Below are 21,324 nucleotides of genomic sequence, written 5' to 3'. Positions count from 1 at the left end.
CGCGGTCCGCGCCCTCACGGCGCAGCAGTTCCACTCGAAGACCCCGGCCCTCCGCCGGGGTCTTCGTCGTCCTGCCGCCCCCCAGCCGCGAGAACGTAGGCTTGCCGGGTGAATCGAACCGTCCGGATCGCGGGCCCGGCGCTCCTGCTCGTGGTCGCCGCCCTCGTCGCGCTCCTGGCGGCGCTCGCATTCGGCGGCGGTTCGGCCGCACCGCTCCTGAACGACCCGGGGCCCGTCGTCCGCTTCGGCCTCCCGGTCGCCAAGCTCGCGGTCAACCTCGGTGCCGCCGGCATGATCGGCTCGCTCGTCCTGACGCTGTTCGCGCTGAGCCCTCGCGCGATCGCGAAGCGCACCGGCGCCCCCGCCGAGGCGGAGCCGCGCACCGAGTACACGATCGCGCTCGACGTCGCCGCCGCGAGCGCCGCGTTCTTCGCCGCCGCCTCCGCGCTGACCGGCTTCTTCACCTTCCTCAACGTCACCCAGACGCCGCTGAGCCTCGACCGCGACTTCGGCACGAAGCTCAGCTACTTCATCGGCAGCATCCCGGTCGGCCAGGCCTGGCTGATCACCACCCTCCTCGCCGCCGTCGTCACCGTCCTCTGCTTCGCCGTGCGCAACCAGACCGCCCTCGTCTTCGTCACCGCCGTCGCGCTCCTGACGCTGCTGCCGATGGCGCAGCAGGGCCACGCGGCCGGAGCGAGCGGCCACGACGCCGCGGTCACCGCCCTGGGCCTGCACCTGGTCTTCGCCGCGATCTGGCTGGGCGGCCTGCTCACGATCGTCGCGCTGCGGCCGCTGCTCGGCGGCGCGCGCCTGCTGCCCGTGCTCGGCCGCTACTCCAGCCTCGCCCTCGTCAGCTTCATCGTGGTCGCCGCCTCGGGCTACATCAGCGCCGAGCTGCGGCTCGCGACGCTCGGCAACCTGCTCACCGGCTACGGCGTGCTGGTGCTCGTGAAGGTCGCGGCGCTGACCGCGCTCGGCGTCTTCGGCCTCGTCCAGCGCCGCTTCCTGATCGCCCGGATGCGCAGCGCCGGCGGAGCGGGCGGGCGCAGCTTCTGGTGGCTCGTCGCCGCGGAGATCGCCTTCATGGGCATCGCCTCCGGCGTCGCGGCGGCCCTCGCGCGCACGGCGACGCCGGTCGACCAGGTCGCCGCGACCGAGCTGACGAACCCGACCCCCGCGGAGCTGCTCACCGGCGAGCCGCTGCCGCCGGCGCCGTCCGCCCTGAACTTCCTCACCCTCTGGAACGTCGACCTGGTCTGGCTTCTGGTCTGCGGCTTCGGCATCGCGTTCTACGTCGCCGGCGTCGTGCGCCTGCACCGCCGCGGCGACCGCTGGCCCGTGCACCGCACCGTGCTCTGGATCGCGGGCATGCTGCTGCTGGCGTACATCACCAACGGCGGCGTCAACGCCTACGAGAAGTACCTGTTCAGCGCGCACATGCTCGCGCACATGGTCCTGACCATGGCCGTCCCGGTGCTGCTGGTCCCGGCCGCTCCGGTCACGCTGATCGCGCGCGCCGCGGCCCGGCGCACCGACGGCTCCCGCGGCGGCCGGGAGTGGGTCCTGCTCGCCGTGCACTCGCGCTTCGCCACCGCGATCTCGCACCCGATCGTCGCGGCGCTGCTGTTCGTCGGCTCGCTCTGGGGCTTCTACTACTCGCCGCTCTTCCGCTGGGCGACGACCGACCACATCGGCCACGAGTGGATGATCGTCCACTTCCTGATCACCGGCTACCTCTTCGTGAGCGTCCTGATCGGCGTCGACCCGAGCGTGCACCGCGTGCCCTACCCGATGCGCCTGCTGCTGCTGCTGGGCACGATGGCGTTCCACGCCTTCTTCGGCCTGGCGCTGATGACGGGGGAGGGCCTCCTGCTCGCCGACTGGTACGGCGCGATGGGCTGGGGCACGAACGCCCTCGACGACCAGCAGGCGGCCGGCGGCATCGCCTGGAGCATCGGCGAGATCCCCACGCTCGCCCTCGCGATCATCGTCGCGGTGATGTGGAGCCGCTCGGACGCGCGCGACTCCAAGCGGCTCGACCGCCAGGCCGACCGCACCGGCGAGGCCGAGCTCACCGCGTACAACGACCGCCTGGCCGCCCTGCAGAAGCGCGGCTGACCCGGGGCGCCCCGCCCGGACGGACGTCCCGCGACAGCTCCGAGCGGGCTCCGCGGGCCCTTCCTAGGCTGGCCGCTGCTGTCCGACCTCGCCCGCGTCCGCGGGCTCGAGGCGCAGCACTGCGAGAAGGGGAGCGCATGATCGAGGCACGAGGCCTGACCAAGAGGTACGGAGCGAAGACCGCGGTCGACGGGATCGACTTCACCGTGGCGCCGGGGAGGGTGACCGGGTTCCTCGGGCCCAACGGCGCCGGCAAGTCGACGACGATGCGGATGATCGTCGGTCTCGACCGGCCGTCCGCCGGTTCGGTGCTGGTGAACGGCCGGCCCTACCGCGAGCACGCCGCACCGCTCGCCGAGGTCGGCGCCCTGCTCGACGCCAAGGCGACGCACCGCGGCCGGACCCTCCGCGACCACCTGCGCGTGATCGCCGCGACCCACCGCATCCCGCGCTCGCGCGTGGAGGAGGTCATCGAGGTCGTCGGCCTCGGCAGCGTCGCGCGCAAGCGCGTCGGCGGCTTCTCGCTCGGCATGGGCCAGCGGGTGGGCATCGCGACCGCGCTGCTCGGCGACCCGCGGACCCTCCTGCTCGACGAGCCGGTCAACGGCCTCGATCCGGAGGGGGTCCGCTGGGTCCGCGACTTCGTCCGCGCGAAGGCGGCGGAGGGCTGCTGCGTGCTGCTCTCCTCGCACCTGATGAGCGAGATGGCGCAGACCGCCGACCACATCATCGTCCTCGGCCGGGGCCGGATCCTCGCCGACGCCCCGCTGGACGACTTCCTCGCCGAGGCGCGGCCGCGCGTGCGCGTCGAGAGCCCGGACTCGGTGCGGCTCGCCGCGCTCCTCGCCGCCCGCGGTGCTGCGGTCGCAGTCACGGGCGGCGGGCTCGAGATCGAGGGGCTCGAGGCGCCGGTGATCGGCGCGCTCGCCCACGAGGCCGGAGCGGTGCTGCACGCGCTCACCGCGCTGACCCGCTCGCTCGAGGAGGCCTACGTCGCGATGACGGCCGACGCCGTCGAGTACACCGCCACCCGTCCCCACGGATCCCAGCCCCTCGAAGGAGCCACCCGATGACCGCGACCGCCCCGAGACCCGTCCGCGACGCCTCGAGCGGGGTGAGGGTCCGCCTCGACGGGGTCGTCCTCTCCGAGCTGCTCAAGCTCGTCACCGTCCGCTCGACCTGGTGGTCGATCGTCGTCTCGGTGCTCCTCGCGCTCGCTCTGGCTCTCGCCCTCGGCGCCGTCGTCGCGCCGCCGAAGGAGGGTTCCGTCTCCGCATTCGTCGCGGGCGGCGCGACCCTGCACCTGCAGTTCGTCGGCCTGGTGATCGCCGTCCTCGGTGCGCTGTCGCTCGGCGGTGAGTACTCGACCGGGATGATCCGCTCGACCTACACCGCCGTACCGCGCCGGGTCCCGTCCCTCCTCGCCCGCGGGGTCGTCGTGGCCGTCGCGTCCTTCGTGGTCGGCGTGCTCACCTGCGTCGGCTCGTTCGCCGTCATCGGCGGGATGCTCGCGGCGAAGGGCACGCCCACCTCGCTGCTCGACGACGGCGTGCTCGGCAGCCTGCTCGGCGGCGGCCTCTCCCTGGCGGTCATCGGCGCGTTCTCGGTCGCCGTGGCGGCGCTGCTGCGCAGCACGGCGGCCGCCATCGGCCTCTCGGTCGGCGTGCTCTTCGTGCTGCCGCTGCTCGCGAGCATCGCGGGCGGGCTGCTGCAGGCCCAGTGGATCATCGACGTCAGCCCCTACCTGCTCTCGAACCTCGGGCTGGCCCTGTCGAGCGTCCCGAGCGAGGGCTCGGGCGTGGAGCAGATCAGCACGACGTCCGCGCTGCTCGCCAGCGCCGGGTGGCTTCTCGCCGTCTGGGTCCCGGCACTGACGGCGACCCGCGTCCGCGACGTCTGACCGCGGCGCCGGGGTGCGGGGGTCGGCTGGGTACAGTGGAGCGGTGACCCAGCCGACCCTCTCCGACGAGCAGCAGCGGGTGTTCGACCTCATCGAGAACACCCGCGAGCACCTGTTCGTGACGGGCCGCGCCGGCACCGGCAAGTCGACCCTGCTCAACCACCTGAGCTGGAACACCGACAAGCAGATCGTCATCTGCGCACCGACCGGTGTCGCCGCGCTGAACGTCGGCGGGCAGACGATCCACTCGCTCTTCCGGCTCCCGATCGGGGTCATCGCCGACTCCGACCTCGATCAGCCGCCCGAGCTGCGCAAGCTGCTGAACACCATCGACACGCTCGTCATCGACGAGATCTCGATGGTCAACGCCGATCTCCTCGACGGCATCGACCGCAGCCTCCGCCAGGCGCGGCAGCGCCGGTCCGAGCCGTTCGGCGGCGTCCAGGTCGTCCTCTTCGGCGACCCGTTCCAGCTCGCGCCCGTCCCGGGCGATCCGGAGGAGCGCGCCTACTTCGCCGACCGCTACCGCTCGCTCTGGTTCTTCGACGCGCTGGTCTGGCAGGAGGCGCCGCTGCGGATCATCGAGCTCGGGAGGATCCACCGTCAGAGCGACGAGCGCTTCAAGTGGATGCTCAACGCCGTGCGCTTCGGCATGGTGACCAAGGAGATCGCGGACGTCCTCAACGCCGCCGGCGCCCGCACGCCGCCCGAGAACGACGCGATCACCCTCGCGACCCGCAACGACACCGTCAACCGGATCAACCAGACCGCCCTTGCGCGGCTCAAGGGCCCGGTCAAGACGGCCTCGGCCGAGATCAGCGGCGACTTCGGCGGCCGCGCCTACCCGGCCGATCAGAACCTCGAGCTGAAGATCGGGGCGCACGTGATGTTCCTGCGCAACGACGCCGAGCAGCGCTGGGTGAACGGCACGATCGGCCGCGTGACCAAGGTCGCCGGCACGGTCTGGGTCGAGGTGGACGGCGAGGTGCACGAGGTCGAGCCCGCGACCTGGGAGCGCTACCGCTACTCCTACTCCGCCGCGACCAAGAAGCTGACCCGCGAGATCGTCGCCGAGTTCGCGCAGTTCCCGCTGCGCCTGGCCTGGGCCGTCACGATCCACAAGTCGCAGGGCAAGACCTACGACTCCGCCGTGGTCGACCTCGGGCAGCGCGCGTTCGCCCCCGGTCAGACCTACGTCGCGCTCAGCCGCATCACGAGCCTCGAGGGGCTCTACCTCACCCGGCCGCTCCGGCCGAGCGACATCATCGTCGACAAGGACGTGCTGCGCTTCATGTCCGAGCGCCGGGCCGAGCCCGCGGCCGTCGCGGAGCCGGAGTCCGCGTCCTCCTGAGCGCCTGAGCGCCCGAGCGGCACGTCAGGCCGCGGCGCGCGAGCCGGCCAGGTCGCGGAACACCGCGGTGGTCAGCCGATACGCCTCCGCCACCTCGGCGATGACGCGCTCGCGCTCGTCCTCGTCCCAGCCGGCCGCGTCGAGCTGCTCGCGGTAGACCGCGCGGAAGGCGGACGGCGTCGCGATCTCGCCGTAGAGGTAGAAGCCGACGCCGTTGGTCTCGAAGCCGAAGCGCCGCTGGAGCAGCGTGCGGACGATCGAGCAGCCGGACAGGTCGCCGAGGTAGCGGGTGTAGTGGTGGGCGACGAAGCCGCCGCTCCAGCCGCTCGCGACGGTGCGGATCCGCTCGACGTAGGCCGCCGTCGAGGGGAGCGGGGCGATGCGCGAGCGCCAGTCCTCGCCGACCAGGAAGCGCAGGTCCTCCGCGATCGCCGGCAGGCGGGTGAGCTTGGGCGAGATGAAGGGTGCGGCGACCGGGTCGCCCGCCATCGCCTCCGCCACGGCCTCGAGCGCCTCGTAGACGAAGTAGTGCTGCGCGATCATCGCGACGTAGTCGTCCCGGCTGCCGGACCCGGTCATCAGCGCGGTCATGAAGGCCGACACCTCGTCGTCGGCGCCGGACCGACCGAGGCGCACGTGAAGGGCCTGCGAGAACGGGATGACGTTCGAGACGTTCGACACGGCGGCCTCCTTCGGCGTCTTAGGTTGCCCTTACCTTAGCTCGAAGGCACCGCGGTCGCCAGGGCAGGTCTCAGTGCGAGTGCCCGCTGTCGGTGACCGTCGTCATCATCCCGCCCATGTCGTGCGAGCCCTCGGAGGAGGCGGACAGCGCCGGCGTCGCGAGGGCGGAGACGAGGAGCGCGCCCGCGAAGAGGCCGAGGACCGCGCGCGGGGCCGAGACGGGCCGCTCCACCGTGCGCTGCGAGCGGAGGGTGGCGGCGACGACGGCCGCGGCCACGAGCTGCAGGGCACCCGCCGCGAGAGCCGGCAGGGGATCGCGCAGCAGACCGGCGGCGATCGCGAGGACGAAGCCGGCGACGGTGACGCCGGTGACGGCGAGCGCGGTCCGCGGGAGGACGATCCGGCCGCGGGCGAGGACGACGACGCCCCAGGCCAGCTCAGCGACGCCGAGGGCGGCGAGCGGGAGGGTCCCCGCGTCGAGCTGCCCGGCGGCGAGGGAGAGGTGCACGAGACCCGCGCCGATCCCGGCGAAGGCGGCGTTTCCACGGGCGACGGTGCTCATCGCGGTCTCCGATCGTGGTGGAGGAGGCAAGAGGAAGAGGCCCCGGATCGACACACCGCATCGTGTCGTCCGGGGCCGTTCAGTCCGTCCGCCGCGGAAAACGGCGGGCCCACGGCGGACGGAGTCTAGGGGGAGCGGACGGATCCGCTCCGGGTCAGGCGGTCGCGGTGCGCGCCCGGGCGCCCTTGTCGGCGGTGAGACCGACTCCGAGGAGGACGAGCGCGCTGGCGAGGTGCAGAAAGTGATCGGCGGTGTTCAGCGCGAGCACGTTCAGGGCGGTGTTGACCAGGAAGAAGCCGACGACTCCGAGCAGCAGGTAGACCGCGCCGACGGTCGTGTTGACCGTCTTGGCCGCCGAGGTGGTGGAGAGGCCGGCGATCAGCAGTGCGCCGCCGATGAGCAGGTGCGCGATGTTGTGCAGCGGATTGACCTCGAAGATCCCGAGAAGCAGTCCGCCCTCCGTCGCGAGGAACTGGACGCCGCCGGTGACGACGAAGCCGAGCAGTCCGACGACCACGTAGACCGCGCCGAAGAGCGTGGCGAGCAGCCGGTTCGGTGATGTGCGCATGATTCCTCTTCTCCTTCCGGGCAACGCCTCCGCGTCGCTTGTTCTTTCTTCGTAGCAGCCGCTCAGACGGTTTGGAAAAGGGGTGGCCGGATCCGGATCCGCGTGGTCGCGGGTCACGGTCGGGACACGAAAGCCCCCGCGCACGGCCCCCGCCCCGTGCTGCGCGAGACCGCGCCCGTACAGTGAAGGAGTTCCAGCACGCGTCTTCGGGGGGAGTCGAACGGCATGATCGGTGGCCGCAGGCCGACCCGGGTCGGAGCTCTCGTCGTGCCCGCCCTGGTCCTCGCCCTCACCGGCTGCACCGGCGGTGCCGACTCCGTCGTCCCCGATGCGCTGCCCGGGCCCGTGCCCGACGACCTGGCCATCGCCCTCTCCGGCTTCCTCGTCGAGGCGCAGAGCGTCGCCGGGGCTTCCGGTGTGGTCGCAGGCGTCTGGTCGCCCTGGGCCGGCGGCTGGGAGACGGCGATCGGCACGATCGGCGACGAGGCGAACACCCCGGTGACCACCGACGCGCATGTGCGCCTCGGCACCGGCGGCACCGAGGCGATGACCTGCGACGTCGTCGTCGCGCTCGCCGAGAAGGGCACCCTCGACCTCGACGCGGACGTCGGCGACGCGCTCACCTCCCTCCCCGGCATCGAGGGGATGACCCTCCGCCAGCTCTGCTCGCACACCTCCGGCCTCGCCGATTTCCGCTCCGTCCTCTGGCCGACCGTCGTGCAGAACCCCGCCCGCGAGTGGCCCACCCTCGAGCTGATCTCGGCCGCGCAGGTCAGCGCGCCGATCGCCGAGCCGGGCGCCGCCTGGTCCGAGTCCTCCACCGGCCCGCTCCTCGCGGGCGTGGTGGCGACGCAGGCCACCGGTCGCAGCATGCAGTCGCTCTACGACGAGTACGTCGTGCCCCGCTACGGCCTGAGCAGCACCGGCCTCCCCGGCGACTCGGAGCTCGAGCTGCCCGCCCCGGCGATGCTCGGCTTCTCCGCCGCCCTCGATCCGCGCTCCGGCGCCGTCCAGTGCGAGGTCCGCCGCGACCTCTCCGCGGCGTCGCCCTCCTCGCTCGGCGCGGCCGGCGGCGCCGTCACCGATCTCGACGATCTGCGCCGCCTCGCGCAGGGACTCGCGACCGAGCCCGCGGGCGACGCGATGTGGGCCGATCCCGTCCCGCAGGGGCAGGGGCGCGCGGAGTGGCTGCTCGCCGGTCTCGGCGGCCACGAGGCCGGCCCGCTCCGTGGCTTCTCCGGCATCGCGCCGGGCTTCCTCACCGCCGCCTACTCCGACCCGGAGTCGGGGCTGACGGTCGCGGTCGCCTTCAACAGCTCGACCGCCGGCGAGGGCTTCGCCGCCACGACCGCGCGCGCCCTCGCGGCGATCGCGGTCGAGCAGGGGGCGGCGACCGGCGCCGCCGGGCTGCCGCAGCTGCCCTGGACGGCCGACGGCGAGCGCGGCGCGGTGCAGGGCGCGCAGCCGCGCTGCTGAGCCGTCCTACCCTGGGTCCATGCCCATCACTCCCGATACCAAGGACTGGACCTGGGTGCTCGAGCGCCCCTGCCTCGAGTGCGGCTTCGACGCCTCGCTCGTGGAGTCCGACGCCGTCCCCGCGCTGATCCGCCAGAACGCCGCCGCCTGGCCCTACGTCCTCGAGCGCGAGGACGCCGCCGGCCGCCCCGACGACGAGACCTGGTCGCCGCTGGAGTACGCCGCGCACGTGCGCGACGTGCACCGCATCTACCGGCTGCGCCTCGGGCTGATGCTCGAGGGCGACGACCCGCTGTTCCCCAACTGGGACCAGGATGTGGCGGCGGTCGAGGAGCGCTACGACCAGCAGGACCCCGCGGCGGTCGGCCGCGAGCTCGTCGAGGAGGCGGCCCGCATCAGCGACGTCTTCGAGGGGGTCGACGGCCGGCAGTGGCAGCGGCCGGGTCGCCGCAGCGACGGCGCGTCCTTCACGGTCGAGACGATCGCGAAGTACTACCTGCACGACGTCCAGCACCACCTGCACGACGTCCAGGGCTGAGCACCCGGAGCCGGCTCGCCGGGCGGTGCGTCAGCAGTCGATCAGCTGCGGGTTGAGGAAGGACAGGGTCCGCGCGTAGGCGAGCGCGGCGGCGGACGGGCTGACCGACTCCCGCAGGGTGGCGTTCGCGAAGTGCCGCCCGGTGTCCGGGTAGGTGTGCGCGGTGACGGGCGTGCCCGCCTCCTTCAGCCGGCCGACGAACGACTCCGGGTCGTCGCCCTCGGGCCACTCGTCGCTCTGCGCGTAGTGCAGCAGCGTCGGGCAGGGCACCAGCGCGTGCTCCTCCCGGCCGAGGGTCGCGTAGTAGGCGACCACGGCGTCGACGAGACCGGTGGCGGCGACGAGCAGCGCCAGCCGCCCGCCGAAGCCGAAGCCGATGAGGGCGGAGCGGGCAGCGCCGGCGGCCGATCCGGTGCGCACCGCGTCGGCGACCGAGGCGAGGGCGCGGTCCTGCGCGGCCATCGCGGCGAGATCCCGCGCGTCCTCGGCTGCGAGCGTGGCCCAGCCGTCGTAGAGGTCGGGGACGAGCACGTGGTAGCCGTGCTTCGAGACTGCCTCGGCGAACGGCTCCAGCCAGGGCAGCCGGCCGAACACGTCGTGCAGGATCACCACGACGGGGCGACCGGGGTGCCCGTACTCGAGGGCGATGCCCGGAGACGGGATCTGGACGAGCTCGCTCATCCCTCCACCCTGCACCGCGGGACGGCCCGATCGGCCTGTCGGCGCCGATCCCGTCGGCGTGTCGCGATCCGGACTCACCGCTCGACGGTGAAACCCTGCTTGGCGCCGTACTCCTCCAGCTCGGCCTGCCAGTCGAGCAGCCCCGCCTGGAGGGTCGTCTCGCCGGTGTAGGCCGTGCCGACGGAGTCGTTGAACACCGCGGCCGCGTAGACCTGGTAGGGGAGGAAGCGGACGTCGTCGGGGGCGTTCTCCGACGCGGTCGCGTACTCCCTGTTGACGGCCTGCCCGCCGAAGTACTCGCTCGGCCGGTCGAGGAACGCGGGCGACTCGGTCGCGGCCCGGTGGGCGGGCCAGAGTCCGGAGTCCCGGATGACGTCCACCCCGTCGCCCGCGGTGGCGTAGGTCAGGAAGTCGACGGCGAGCTCCTTGCTGACGCTGCTCTCGAGCACCGAGAAGCCGCCGCCGCCGTGCTCGGCGGTCACGCTCCCGCCCGGCTCCCACTGCGGCAGCTGCGCCACGCGCCAGTCCCCGGCGGCGTCGGGGGCGCTCTGAGTCAGGGCGGAGGCCATCCAGCTGCCGGCCGGGAGCGTCGCGATCCGGCCCGCCGCGAGCATCTTCCGCCACTCGTCGCTCCAGTCGGCGACCGGGGCGAGCAGCCCGCCGTCGAGCAGGCGCTGCCAGTTCTCGGCGTACCGCGCGGTGCCGGGGTCGGCGAGATCGATGGCGACGGCGGTGCCGTCCACGGAGAAGGGCCGGCCGCCGGCCTGCTGGATGAGGCTGGTGGCGAGTCCGGGATTGCCGACGTCGTTGAGGATGTACACCTCCGGGTCCGCCGCGTGCAGCTGCTCCGCGGCGCCGACGTACTCCTCCCAGGTGCCGGGCACCGCCACGCCGAGCCGCTCGAAGACGGCGCGGTTGTAGAACAGCACCATCGGCCCGGAGGCCCAGGGCAGTCCGTAGACGGTGCCGTCCACCTGGGACGCCGCCCACGGCCCCGGCGCGAACTCCTCGGAGAGCTCGTCGGCGCCGAGCGGCCCCAGGTCCGCGAGGGCGCCGGAGAGGGCGAACTGCGGGAGCGCAGTCGAGTCGAGGAAGGCGACGTCCGGACTCCCGGATCCGGCCGCGATCACGTTCTGCAGGGCGGTGTACTGCTCGTCGCCCGTGCCCACGTCGACCACGTCGATCTCGACCCCGGGGTGCGCCTCCTCGTAGAGCTCAGCGACCTCGGGCAGCTGGTCGTCCCAGCTCCACACGAGCAGGGAGTCGTCCTCGGCCTCCGTGCGATCGGCGCAGCCCGTGAGCGCGGCCGCGAGGGCGGCGACGGCGAGTGCCGCCGCCGGGCGGGAGTGGTGCCGGAGAGACATCGTCGTCCTTCGCTCGATCGTGGTGCCGTCCCGGAAGGGGGAGGCCGTCGCCGATCCTACGAGACTCCAGGTCAGGATGGTTGCCTTACCATGCCCTCATGTCTGCAGATGACGCGCTCGAGGCGATCCCCCCGCCGGACTTCCTCGACGAGCTCCTGGACGAGCTGAGGCTCCGGAGGAGCCACTATGGGGAGATGACCGACGTTCCGCGCCGCCCCTCACTGGCTGACGTGGCACGCCTCGCGGGCGTCGCGCCCGTCACGGCCTCGCGGGTCGCGAACGGGCAGACGAACGTCGTCCCCGCGACGCGGCAGGCCGTCCTGGAGGCGATGCGCACCCTCGGCTACCGGCCGAACAGCGCCGCGCGCGCCCTGAAGAGCGGCTCGTTCCGCACCCTCGGGGTCGCGGTCTTCAGCCTGGACACCCTCGGGATGATGCGGACCGTGGACTCGATCGCCACTGCAGCGGCGGAGGCGGGCTACGCGATCACGCTGGTGCCGGTCTCGGCACCGAGTCAGACCGGGCTCAACGGCGCCTTCACCCGCTTCGGCGAGCTGGCGGTGGACGGCCTCATCGTGGTCGTGGAGACGTACCTGCGGGACACGGCGCAGCTGGTCCTCCCCGAGATCCCCCGGGTGCTGGTCAACGCGGCCGCCGGCGCCCAGGGGCCCGTGGTCGACGCCGACCAGGCGGGCGGCGTCCGGGCCGCGGTCGAGCACCTGCTCGGGCTCGGGCACCGCACGGTGCACCACATCGCGGGCCCGCGCGGCTCCTTCGCCGCGGAGCGCCGGGAGACGGCGTGGCGGGAGGCGCTCCTCGCGGCGGGCGCACCTGTGCCGCCGACCCGCTACAGCAACTGGCGCTCGGACGGCGGCTACCTCCAGGGCGCCGCCCTGGCCGAGACCGGCGACTGCACGGCCGTGCTGGTCTCCAGCGACGAGGCCGCGCTCGGGGTCTACCGCGCCTTCGCGGAGCACGGCCTGCGGATCCCCGAGGACGTCAGCGTGGTGGGCTTCAACGACATCCCGGAGGCGCAGGACTTCTCCCCGCCGCTGACGACCGTCCGGCAGGACTACCGGGCGGTCGGGGCGAAGTGCGTCGAGCTGCTGCTCGAGCAGCTCTCGAACGGCGTCAGCGACGACCCCGTCCTCGAGCTCGTGCCGACCTCGCTGATCGTCCGGGCGAGCACCGCGCCGCCCGCGACCCGCTAGGCCGTCGGGCGTGGCCGGCCTCGCCGCGGTGATCGCCGCGCTGGAGCGGACCTGGCCGGAGAACCGGGCGGTGAACGTCGTCTTCCACGGCCACAGCGTTCCCGCGGGCTACTTCGCGACGCCCCTGATCGATCGGCGCGCCTCCTACCCGCACGTCGTCGCCGGCCTGCTGGCCGAGCGCCACCCGCACGCCGTCCTCAACGCGATCGTCACCGCCATCGGCGGGGAGCACTCGGAGTCGGGCGCGCTCCGGATGGGCGAGGTGCTCGGCCACCGCCCCGACGTCGTGGTCCTCGACTACGCGCTGAACGACCGGGCGATCGGGCTCGAGCGGCCCCGCCGCGCGTGGGAGTCGATGATCGACCGGACGCTCGAGTCGGGAGTCGTCCCCGTGCTGGTCACGCCCTCGCCGGACCTGACCGCCGACCTGACCGACCCCGCCGACGACCTCGTGCGGCATGCGGAGCAGATCCGCGGACTCGCCGAGCGGGACGGTGTGCTGCTGGCGGACCCGTTCCGGGTCTTCTGCGCGATGCACGAGGGCGGCGAGCCCCTGGCCGGTTTGATGTCGCAGGTGAACCACCCGAACGGGCGGGGCCACGCGATCATCGCGGTGGAGATCCTCGCGCTGTTCGCCGAGACGGAGCCGGCGGGGGAGGGGGTCGGAGCGAGTGACGGGAATCGAACCCGCGCCATCTGCTTGGGAAGCAGAAGTTCTACCATTGAACTACACTCGCGCGGCGCCGCTCGGGCGCATCACGCCATGCTAGCAAGCCCCGCGCCCTAAGCTCGCCTCGTGCTGCTCTCCGATCGCGACATCAAGCTCGAACTCTCCTCCGGCCGCGTCGGGCTCTCGCCGCACGACCCGGCGATGATCCAGCCCTCGTCGGTGGACGTGCGGCTCGACCGCTTCTTCCGGCTGTTCGACAACCACCGCTACCCCTACATCGACCCGGCCGAGGACCAGCCCGAGCTGACGCGCCTGGTCGAGACCCCGGCGGGCGAGGCGTTCATCCTGCACCCCGGCGAGTTCGTGCTCGGCTCGACCTACGAGGAGGTCGCGCTCCCGGACGACATCGCCGCGCGGCTGGAGGGCAAGAGCTCGCTGGGGCGGCTGGGGCTGCTCACGCACTCGACGGCGGGCTTCATCGACCCGGGCTTCACCGGGCACGTCACGCTCGAGCTGAGCAACGTCGCGACGCTGCCGATCATGCTCTGGCCGGGGATGAAGATCGGCCAGATGTGCTTCTTCCGCCTGAGCTCGCCCGCCGAGCAGCCCTACGGCTCGGCGGCCTACCTCTCGCGCTACCAGGGCCAGCGCGGCCCCACCGCCTCCCGCTCGTCGCTGAATTTCCACCGCACCGACGTCTACGGCGACTGACCCCCTCCGCGAGATGCCACTTGTGCACGCGACACGCCGTGAAAGGCGTGCACAACTGGCATCTCGCGGGAGCGGAGCGGTCAGCCGAGCAGGCGGGGGAGCTGCAGCACGAGCCAGGGGGAGAAGGCCCAGGGGGTCGCTCGGACGGCGGCGAGCGTCGCCTCGGGGTCGACCCACTCGACGTCCATGACCTCGTCGGCGCGCGGGTTCAGCGCATCGCGGCTCGACACGGTCGCGGTGTAGACGGGGCAGATCTCGTTCTCGACGATCCCGGAGGCGTCGACCGCGCGGTAGCGGAAGTCCGGCAGCGCGACCTCGAGCGTCTCGAGGCGGGCACCGAGCTCGCGCTCCGCGCGGCGCACCACCGCGTCCTCGATCCGCTCGCCGGGGGCGGGGTGCCCGCAGAACGAGTTGGTCCACACGCCGGGCCACGTGCGCTTGCCGAGCGCGCGCCGGGTGACCAGCAGCGCGCCGTCGGGGGCGAAGACGTGGCAGGAGAACGCGAGGTGCAGGCGGGTCTGCGTGTCGTGCACGGTCGCCTTGTCCGCCACGCCGACGGCGGCCCCGGACTCGTCGAGGAGGACCACCTCCTCGAGGAGATCCAGCTGCTCGAGCTCGTCGGTGCGCACGGCGATTCCTTCCGAAGTCATGACCGTAAGTCAAGCACGACGACGGAACTCAGCCGGCTTATTGCTAGAGAAGCGAGTTTGTTAGCCTCGACCCCGTGGATACGCGCGACCCCGTGGTTCTCTCCCGAAGGCGGCAGGAGCACGTCGATGCTGTCCTCGACCGGTTCTTCTCGCTGGCGCGCTCGCGCGCGACCCGGCTCGGACCCCGCTACCTGACCCTCTGGCAGACCATCGAGGCGAACACCCGCGGCGGCAAGCGCTTCCGCCCGCTGATGGTGATCTCGGCCTACGAGGCGCACGGCGGCCAGGACCCGGAGGCGTCCGCCCACCTGGGCGCGGCCTTCGAACTGCTGCACACCGCGCTGATCGTGCACGACGACGTGATCGACCGCGACTTCGTCCGCCGCGGCGGCCCCAACGTCTCCGGCAGCTACCGCGACGAGGCGACGACCGCCGGCCTCTCGATCCCGATCGCCGAGCACCGCGGCACCTCCGTCGCCGTCATCGCGGGCGACCTCGCGCTCACCGGCGCGCACCGCCTGGTCGAGGGCGTCGGCGCCTCCGACGGCGTCCGCGCCCGCCTGCTCACCCTGCTCGACGAGGCCGTCTTCGCCTCTGCCGCGGGCGAGCTGGCCGACGTCGACTTCTCGCTGATGCCCGGCATGCCCTCCGTCGACGAGGTGCTCGAGATGGAGCGGATGAAGACGGCGGTCTACTCGTTCGAGGCGCCGCTGCAGGCCGGCGCGATCCTGGCCGGCGCCGACGACGCGGCGGTCGAGGCGCTCGGCGAGTTCGGCCGCGGCATCGGCATCGCCTACCAGATCGTCGACGACCTGCTCGGCGTCTTCGGCTCCGAGGGGCAGACCGGCAAGACCACGCTCGGCGATCTCCGCGAGGGCAAGCGCACGGTGCTGATCGCGCACGCGGCCGGCACCGACCGCTGGCCGGAGATCGAGGGGCTGATCGGCGACGAGCACCTCGACCCGGACACGGCGGAGCGGGTGCGCTGCATCCTCGAGGAGTGCGGCTCGCGCGGCTACGCGGAGGCGCTCGCGAGCGACTTCGCGAACCGGGCCTGGGACGCGCTGCACACCCCCGCGGTCACGGAGGCGTTCCGCACCGAGATGCGGCCCCTCGTCTCCAGCGTCCTCGGGCGCACCCGATGACCGCCCGCCACGCGCGGATCTCGGCCCCGATGCCGGTCGACACCCGCCTGCGCCGTACGGTGGCACGATGAGCCGGCAGAGCGAACTGTACGACCGCGTCGCCCATGAGGCGTCCGCGCAGGTGATCCGGCGCTACTCCACCTCCTTCGGCCTGGCGACCCGCCTGCTCGGCCCCGGTGTCCGCGAGCGCGTCGAGGACGTCTACGCGCTGGTGCGCGTGGCCGACGAGATCGTGGACGGGGTCGCCGAGGAGGCGCACCTCGATCGCGCCGCCGTCGAGGAGTCGCTCGACGCCTTCGAGGCCGAGACCGAGCGCGCGCTCGTCAGCGGCTACAGCGCGAACCTCGTGATCCACGCCTTCGCCCGGACCGCGCGGGCGACCGGCTTCGGCACCGAGCTCACCGCACCGTTCTTCGCCTCGATGCGCGCGGACCTCCGCGAGACGGTGCACACCCCCGAGTCGTTCGAGAGCTACGTCTACGGCTCGGCCGAGGTCGTCGGGCTGATGTGCCTGCACGTCTTCCTCGCCGCACCCGACGCGGGCCTCGTCTCGCCCGCCGCGCGCGAGCGCCTCGTCGCCGGCGCCCGTCGCCTGGGCTCCGCGTTCCAGAAGGTCAACTTCCTCCGCGACCTGGCCGCCGACGTCGACGGCCTCGGCCGCAGCTACTTCCCGGGCGTCGACCCGCGGGCGTTCTCGGAGACCGACAAGGCGGCCCTGCTCGCCGACCTCGACGACGACCTCGCCGCCGCCGGCGCGATCGTGCCGGAGCTGCCGCGCTCGAGCCGCCGCGCCGTGCTGCTCGCGCACTCCCTCTTCGCCGCCCTCGCCGACCGGATCCGCGTCACCCCGGCGGAGGAGCTCCTCCGAGCTCGAGTCAGCGTGCCGACCGCGACGAAGGCGGCGCTCGCCGCCCGGGCAGCGGTCTCGACCATCGGCCCGCGCCTGGGCACCGGCCCCGCCCGCGCCTCGCGCTCGGCGAGCGGCCCGCACCGCGCCGTCGTGATCGGCGGTGGCATCGGCGGCCTCGCCTCCGCCGGCCTGCTCGCCCGCGACGGCTGGGACGTCACGCTGCTCGAGCAGCGCGAGGTCGTCGGCGGCCGCGCCGGCTCCTGGGAGCGCGACGGCTTCCGCTTCGACACCGGCCCCTCCTGGTACCTGATGCCCGAGGTGTTCGACCACTTCTTCCGCCTGATGGGCACGAGCGCCGCCGAGCGCCTCGACCTCCAGCGCCTCGACCCGGGCTACCGGGTCTACAGCCAGGGCATCGAGGAGCCGATCGACGTGCTCGCCGATCTCGAGTCGAACCTCGCCCTGTTCGAGAGCATCGAGCCCGGCGCGGGGGCCCGGATGCGGGTCTACCTCGAGTCGGCCCGCGACACCTACGAGGTCGCCAAGCGCCGCTTCCTCTATACGAGCTTCGCGTCCTTCCTCCCGCTGCTGCGCCGCGACGTGCTCAGCCGCACCGGCCGGCTCGGCCGCCTCCTGCTCACCCCGCTCGACACCTTCGCGGCGACGGCGGTCACCGACAACCGGCTCCGGCAGATCCTCGGCTACCCGGCCGTCTTCCTCGGCTCCTCGCCGTTCGCGGCGCCGAGCATGTACCACCTGATGAGCCACCTCGACCTGGCCGACGGCGTGCTCTACCCGATGGGCGGCTTCACCCGCCTGATCGCGGCGGTCGCCGAGGTGGCGGAGGAGGCGGGCGTCACGGTCCGCACCTCCTCGCCCGCCACCCGCATCCTCACGACCCGCGCCCCGCGCGGCAGCCGGCGCGGTGCCGAGGTCGTCGGCGTCGAGTACGAGGGGCCGGAGGGGACGAGGCGGCTCCCGGCCGAGCTCGTCGTCAACGCCTCGGACCTCTTCACCACCGAGCAGTCGCTGCTGCCCGACGAGCTGCGCAGCTACCCGCCCGAGTACTGGGAGAACCGCGAGCCCGGCCCGAGCGCCGTGCTGGTGCTGCTCGGCGTCCGCGGCGCGCTGCCGCAGCTCGAGCACCACACGCTGCTGTTCACGAGCGACTGGCGCGAGAACTTCGGCCGGATCTTCGGCGAGAACCCCTCCGTCCCCGATCCCGCGTCGATCTACGTCTGCCGCCCGAGCGCGACCGACCCCGGCGTCGCTCCCGAGGGTCACGAGAACCTCTTCGTGCTCGTGCCGATCCCGGCCGACACCTCGATCGGCCACGGTGGCGTCGACGGCGCCGGCGACGCGCAGGTCGAGGCGATCGCGGACGCCGCGATCCGCCAGATCGCGACCTGGACCGGTGCCGAGGACCTCGCCGAGCGGATCGTGGTGCGCCGCACCATCGGCCCGGCCGACTTCGAGAGCGACCTCGGCGCCTGGCGCGGCTCGATGCTCGGACCGGCGCACATCCTCTCGCAGAGCGCGTTCTTCCGCTCCGGCAACGCCAGCGCGCACGTCGACGGGCTGCTCTTCGCGGGCAGCTCGACCATCCCGGGCATCGGCCTGCCGATGTGCGTGATCAGCGCCGAGGTGATGCTCAAGCGCGTGCGCGGCGACGTGTCGACCGAGCCGCTGCCGGTGCGCGAGGCGCCCTCGGCGCCGGTCGCTCCGAGCGTGGCTCCCGAGCCCGTGGCCGAGCCCGAGCCCGTGCCCGAGTCGGTCGCGGTCGCGGGGGAGTAGCGCGTGGGGGTTCTCTACCTGCTCGCGCTCGTCGTCTCGATCACCGGGATGGTCGTGCTCGACCGGCGCTTCGGCCTGTTCTTCTGGGCGGACGCCCGCCGTGCCGCGATCGTGCTCCCGGTCGGCGTCGCGTTCTTCCTGCTCTGGGACCTCGCCGGGATCGGCCTCGGCGTCTTCTTCCGCGGTGAGACGCCGTACATGACCGGGCTGCAGATCGCGCCGGAGCTGCCGATCGAGGAGGTCCTCTTCCTCACGCTGCTCTGCTACCTGTCCATGGACGTGCACGGGTTCCTCGCGAAGCGGGCGGAGGCGCGCGCGTGACCTACCTGCTCCTGAATGCGGTGTTCCTCGCGGCGGTCGCGGTGCTGCTCGTGGTCGCGCTCCGCCGCGGCCGGCTCCGGCTGCCCGCGCTGCTCGGCACCCTCGCCGTGCTGCTCGTGATGACCGCCGTCTTCGACAACATCATGATCGGCGTCGGGCTCCTCGTCGCCTACGACGACGACCTGATCTCCGGCATCCGGATCGGCGTCGCGCCGATCGAGGACTTCGCCTACGCGATCGCCGCCGCGCTCGCGCTGCCGGCGCTCTGGACCCTCCTGCCCGCCCGGCGCCGGAGCGCCCCGTGAAGCGGCTGCGCGCGCTGTTCGTCTCGAGCCGCCCGCTGAGCTGGGTCAACACCGCGTACCCGTTCGCCGCGGCCTACCTGCTGACCACCCGCGAGATCGACCTCGCCTTCGTGCTCGGCACCCTCTACTTCCTGATCCCTTACAACCTGGCGATGTACGGGATCAACGACGTCTTCGACTACGAGTCCGATCTGCGGAACCCCCGGAAGGGCGGCGTCGAGGGCGCGGTCCTCGATCGCAGCGAGCACCGCGCGACGCTCGTCGCGGCCGTGGCGACGAACGTCCCGTTCCTGATCGCGCTCGTGCTGCTCGGCTCGCCGCTCTCCTGGCTGGTGCTGGCGATCAGCGTCTTCGCCGTCATCGCCTACAGCGCGCCCGGGCTGCGCTTCAAGGAGCGGCCGTTCGTCGACTCGCTCACCTCGGCGACGCACTTCGTCAGCCCCGCGGTCTACGGCCTCGCGCTCGCGGGCACGACGGCGACGCCGGGTCTGTGGGCCCTCCTGGTCGCGTTCTTCCTCTGGGGGATCGCCAGCCACGCCTTCGGTGCGGTGCAGGACATCCTCGCCGACCGGGCCGGCGGCATCGGCTCGATCGCCACGGTGATCGGCGCGAAGGCGACGGTGCGCTTCGCGATCGGCGCCTACGTCGCCAGCGGGCTGCTCCTGCTGCTGCTGCCCTGGCCGGGAACCCTCGCCGCGCTGCTGGCGATCCCCTACGCGCTGAGCGTCTGGCCGTACCGCTCGCTGACCGACGAGCAGGCCGAGCGGGCGAACGCGGGCTGGAAGCGCTTCCTCGCTCTGAACTTCCTCACCGGGTTCCTGGTGACGCTGCTGCTGATCCTGTTCTGGCTCGCGACCTGATAGGAGCTGCTGATCAGTCGCTCGTCCGGGCGGCGGCGGCCGGCGTCTTGACCGGCAGCAGCAGCGCGAGCCCCGCGGCCAGCACGACGACCAGCCCGAGGATGCCCCAGTACTGCACGTCGGCGTCGCCCGAGACGCCCGCGGCGATCGAGACGGCCGCGGCGAAGGCGGCCGGCGCGAGGAACGACGCCGCACGACCGGTCGTGGCGTAGAGACCGAAGATCTCGCCCTCGCGCCCCTCCGGGATCAGCCGGGAGAGGTAGCTGCGGCTCGCCGACTGCGCGGGGCCGACGAACAGGCACAGCAGCAGGCCGAAGACCCAGAACGCGGTCGCGCCGGCGTCGTGCAGGAGGAAGACGGCGCCGCCGCAGACGATCAGCCCGATCAGCGAGGCGACGATGACGGACTTGGGCCCGAGGCGGTCGTCGACGGCGCCGACGGCGATCGTCGCGACCCCGGCGACGATGTTCGCGGCGATCGCGAAGAGGATGACCTGGCCGGCGCTGAAGCCGAAGGTGCCCTGCGCGAGGACGCCGCCGAAGGTGAAGACGCCGGTCAGGCCGTCGCGGAAGACGGCGCTCGCGAGCAGGAAGGCGAGTGTCGTCGGGCTCTCGCGGCGGAGCGCCCCGATCTGGCGGAAGAGCGCGCGGTAGGACTCGAGGACGCTCACCCGCTCCCCGCCGCCGACCCGTCCCGGGAGCTCCGGCACCGCGAACAGCACCGGCAGTGCGAAGACGGCGAACCAGACACCGGCGAGGAGGATCGAGACGCGGACGTCGAGGCCGTCCTCGCCGGTGACGCCGAAGAGCCCGACCTCGGGGGAGATGAAGCCGAAGTAGAGGATCAGCAGGAGCGCGATGCCGCCGACGTAGCCCATGCCCCAGCCGAAGCCGGACACGCGACCGACGCTCGCCCGGGTGGAGACCTGGCTGAGCATCGCGTTGTAGTTGACGCTCGCGAACTCGAAGAAGACCGTGCCGACGGCGAGCAGGCCGAGCCCGAGCCAGAGGTAGGCCGGGTCGGGGCGGACGAGGAACATCAGCAGGATGCACGCGACGACGACCGCGGAGTGCAGGCCGAGCCAGCGGCGCCGGCTCCCGCCGAGGTCGGCGCGGCGACCGGTGACCGGGGCGATCACCGCGACGACGACACCGGCGCCCGCGAGGGTCCAGCCGAGCGCGGCCGAGACACCGCTCGGCGTGCCGAAGAGGCCGTCGGTGGTGAGGTAGACGGTGAAGACGAAGGTCGTGACGACGGCGTTGAAGGCGGCGCTGCCCCAGTCCCACAGCCCCCAGGCGAGGACGGGCCAGCGGCCGGTGCGGGGGCGGGGGGCGGTTCCGGCGGTCATGGACTCACCGTAGGGGGAGCCGGAGAACGGGAGGTAGCGTGACGTTTTCTGCAGCCTGAGAGTTGAGTCGAAGCGACTCAGGTTTTCAGCTCTCGACTTGACTCCCCGCGACCCATGCGTAAACTTGAGCGTGCGGGGCTCAACTCCCGCGAACGACTTTCCCGAAGAAGATCCACCAGTGAGGGGCGGCCCGACGGCCGCCCGCGAAGGAGAAACA

The 21,324-nt window shown here is 72.8% G+C and carries 20 protein-coding genes, 1 tRNA gene and 1 pseudogene; 14 read left to right on the top strand and 8 right to left on the bottom strand.

Annotated elements, in window-relative coordinates; all coding sequences use genetic code 11:
- The first annotated feature begins 108 nt into the window (after positions 1 to 108).
- The 4 genes from MT353_RS04955 to MT353_RS04940 all read left to right on the top strand — a co-directional run bounded on the left by MT353_RS04955 (position 109) and on the right by MT353_RS04940 (position 5,372).
- Entirely contained in the window at positions 109 to 2,121 is a 2,013-nt protein-coding gene (locus MT353_RS04955) for a cytochrome c oxidase assembly protein (RefSeq protein WP_243623716.1), read from the top strand.
- Positions 2,122 to 2,258: 137 nt separating this feature from the next.
- A complete protein-coding gene (locus MT353_RS04950; protein WP_243623715.1) occupies positions 2,259 to 3,194 on the top strand; it encodes an ABC transporter ATP-binding protein in 936 nt (311 codons plus the stop codon).
- A complete protein-coding gene (locus tag MT353_RS04945) occupies positions 3,191 to 4,021 on the top strand; it encodes an ABC transporter permease (protein WP_243623714.1) in 831 nt (276 codons plus the stop codon). Before MT353_RS04950 ends, MT353_RS04945 begins: the two co-directional genes overlap by 4 nt.
- A 43-nt stretch (positions 4,022 to 4,064) precedes the next feature.
- Positions 4,065 to 5,372, top strand: a complete 1,308-nt coding sequence (locus MT353_RS04940; RefSeq protein WP_123734872.1) for an ATP-dependent RecD-like DNA helicase — start codon at positions 4,065 to 4,067, stop codon at positions 5,370 to 5,372.
- Between the two features lie 24 nt (positions 5,373 to 5,396).
- Here MT353_RS04940 and MT353_RS04935 read toward each other — a convergent pair whose 3' ends face one another.
- The 3 genes from MT353_RS04935 to MT353_RS04925 form a co-directional block, all read right to left on the bottom strand.
- The gene (locus MT353_RS04935; RefSeq protein ID WP_243600425.1) at positions 5,397 to 6,053 is read right to left on the bottom strand and encodes a heme oxygenase (biliverdin-producing); all 657 of its coding nucleotides are present in this window, start codon (positions 6,051 to 6,053) and stop codon (positions 5,397 to 5,399) included.
- A gap of 70 nt (positions 6,054 to 6,123) precedes the next feature.
- A complete protein-coding gene (locus MT353_RS04930; RefSeq protein ID WP_123734874.1) occupies positions 6,124 to 6,615 on the bottom strand; it encodes a hypothetical protein in 492 nt (163 codons plus the stop codon).
- A gap of 154 nt (positions 6,616 to 6,769) precedes the next feature.
- Complete coding sequence (locus tag MT353_RS04925; protein ID WP_123734875.1) at positions 6,770 to 7,183, bottom strand: DUF4383 domain-containing protein; 414 nt, start codon at positions 7,181 to 7,183, stop codon at positions 6,770 to 6,772.
- A gap of 267 nt (positions 7,184 to 7,450) precedes the next feature.
- Here MT353_RS04925 and MT353_RS04920 point away from each other — a divergent pair, with 267 nt between their 5' ends.
- The gene (locus MT353_RS04920; protein ID WP_243600427.1) at positions 7,451 to 8,659 is read left to right on the top strand and encodes a serine hydrolase; all 1,209 of its coding nucleotides are present in this window, start codon (positions 7,451 to 7,453) and stop codon (positions 8,657 to 8,659) included.
- A gap of 19 nt (positions 8,660 to 8,678) precedes the next feature.
- Positions 8,679 to 9,197 carry a DinB family protein gene (locus MT353_RS04915; protein ID WP_132434862.1) on the top strand — a complete coding sequence of 173 codons (519 nt, stop codon included), beginning with the start codon at positions 8,679 to 8,681 and terminating at the stop codon, positions 9,195 to 9,197.
- 30 nt (positions 9,198 to 9,227) lie between these two features.
- Here MT353_RS04915 and MT353_RS04910 read toward each other — a convergent pair whose 3' ends face one another.
- The gene (locus MT353_RS04910; protein WP_123734878.1) at positions 9,228 to 9,878 is read right to left on the bottom strand and encodes a dienelactone hydrolase family protein; all 651 of its coding nucleotides are present in this window, start codon (positions 9,876 to 9,878) and stop codon (positions 9,228 to 9,230) included.
- 74 nt (positions 9,879 to 9,952) lie between these two features.
- Positions 9,953 to 11,242, bottom strand: a complete 1,290-nt coding sequence (locus tag MT353_RS04905; protein WP_243623713.1) for a sugar ABC transporter substrate-binding protein — start codon at positions 11,240 to 11,242, stop codon at positions 9,953 to 9,955.
- A gap of 98 nt (positions 11,243 to 11,340) precedes the next feature.
- Here MT353_RS04905 and MT353_RS04900 point away from each other — a divergent pair, with 98 nt between their 5' ends.
- Together MT353_RS04900 and MT353_RS22110 are read left to right on the top strand one after the other, a co-directional pair.
- Positions 11,341 to 12,453 (top strand): LacI family DNA-binding transcriptional regulator, encoded by a 1,113-nt coding sequence (locus tag MT353_RS04900; protein ID WP_243623712.1) that lies wholly within the window; start codon positions 11,341 to 11,343, stop codon positions 12,451 to 12,453.
- 10 nt (positions 12,454 to 12,463) lie between these two features.
- Positions 12,464 to 13,048: pseudogene (locus MT353_RS22110) on the top strand (SGNH/GDSL hydrolase family protein); the annotation flags it as partial.
- A 71-nt stretch (positions 13,049 to 13,119) separates the two neighbouring features.
- On the opposite strand, the gene MT353_RS04895 reads toward MT353_RS22110, so the two are convergent.
- Positions 13,120 to 13,190, bottom strand: a tRNA-Gly gene (locus tag MT353_RS04895).
- A gap of 59 nt (positions 13,191 to 13,249) precedes the next feature.
- Between MT353_RS04895 and dcd the strand changes: the two genes are divergently transcribed.
- Positions 13,250 to 13,834 carry a dCTP deaminase gene (dcd, locus tag MT353_RS04890; protein WP_123444853.1) on the top strand — a complete coding sequence of 195 codons (585 nt, stop codon included), beginning with the start codon at positions 13,250 to 13,252 and terminating at the stop codon, positions 13,832 to 13,834.
- An 80-nt stretch (positions 13,835 to 13,914) separates the two neighbouring features.
- Here dcd and idi read toward each other — a convergent pair whose 3' ends face one another.
- Positions 13,915 to 14,484 (bottom strand): isopentenyl-diphosphate Delta-isomerase, encoded by a 570-nt coding sequence (gene idi / locus MT353_RS04885; protein WP_243600430.1) that lies wholly within the window; start codon positions 14,482 to 14,484, stop codon positions 13,915 to 13,917.
- A gap of 74 nt (positions 14,485 to 14,558) precedes the next feature.
- Between idi and MT353_RS04880 the strand changes: the two genes are divergently transcribed.
- The 5 genes from MT353_RS04880 (at position 14,559) to MT353_RS04855 (ending at position 19,759) form a co-directional block, all read left to right on the top strand.
- Positions 14,559 to 15,629 carry a polyprenyl synthetase family protein gene (locus MT353_RS04880; protein ID WP_243581010.1) on the top strand — a complete coding sequence of 357 codons (1,071 nt, stop codon included), beginning with the start codon at positions 14,559 to 14,561 and terminating at the stop codon, positions 15,627 to 15,629.
- Positions 15,630 to 15,696: 67 nt separating this feature from the next.
- Positions 15,697 to 18,273 (top strand): phytoene desaturase family protein, encoded by a 2,577-nt coding sequence (gene crtI, locus MT353_RS04870; protein ID WP_308197507.1) that lies wholly within the window; start codon positions 15,697 to 15,699, stop codon positions 18,271 to 18,273.
- Between the two features lie 3 nt (positions 18,274 to 18,276).
- The gene (locus MT353_RS04865) at positions 18,277 to 18,594 is read left to right on the top strand and encodes a lycopene cyclase domain-containing protein (RefSeq protein ID WP_243600431.1); all 318 of its coding nucleotides are present in this window, start codon (positions 18,277 to 18,279) and stop codon (positions 18,592 to 18,594) included.
- Complete coding sequence (locus MT353_RS04860; RefSeq protein ID WP_127888373.1) at positions 18,591 to 18,899, top strand: lycopene cyclase domain-containing protein; 309 nt, start codon at positions 18,591 to 18,593, stop codon at positions 18,897 to 18,899. The genes MT353_RS04865 and MT353_RS04860 overlap by 4 nt, the downstream gene beginning before the upstream one ends.
- Positions 18,896 to 19,759 carry a prenyltransferase gene (locus MT353_RS04855; RefSeq protein WP_243600432.1) on the top strand — a complete coding sequence of 288 codons (864 nt, stop codon included), beginning with the start codon at positions 18,896 to 18,898 and terminating at the stop codon, positions 19,757 to 19,759. The genes MT353_RS04860 and MT353_RS04855 overlap by 4 nt, the downstream gene beginning before the upstream one ends.
- A gap of 13 nt (positions 19,760 to 19,772) precedes the next feature.
- Here the strand turns inward: MT353_RS04855 and MT353_RS04850 are convergent, their stop codons facing one another.
- A complete protein-coding gene (locus MT353_RS04850) occupies positions 19,773 to 21,107 on the bottom strand; it encodes an MFS transporter (protein WP_243600433.1) in 1,335 nt (444 codons plus the stop codon).
- Between the last annotated feature and the right edge of the window lie 217 nt (positions 21,108 to 21,324).

Source organism: Rathayibacter sp. VKM Ac-2927, from assembly GCF_022815525.1.
In the GTDB taxonomy this organism is placed as follows: Bacteria; Actinomycetota; Actinomycetes; order Actinomycetales; family Microbacteriaceae; genus Rathayibacter; species Rathayibacter festucae.
This window is presented reverse-complemented; position numbering and strand designations above follow the sequence as displayed.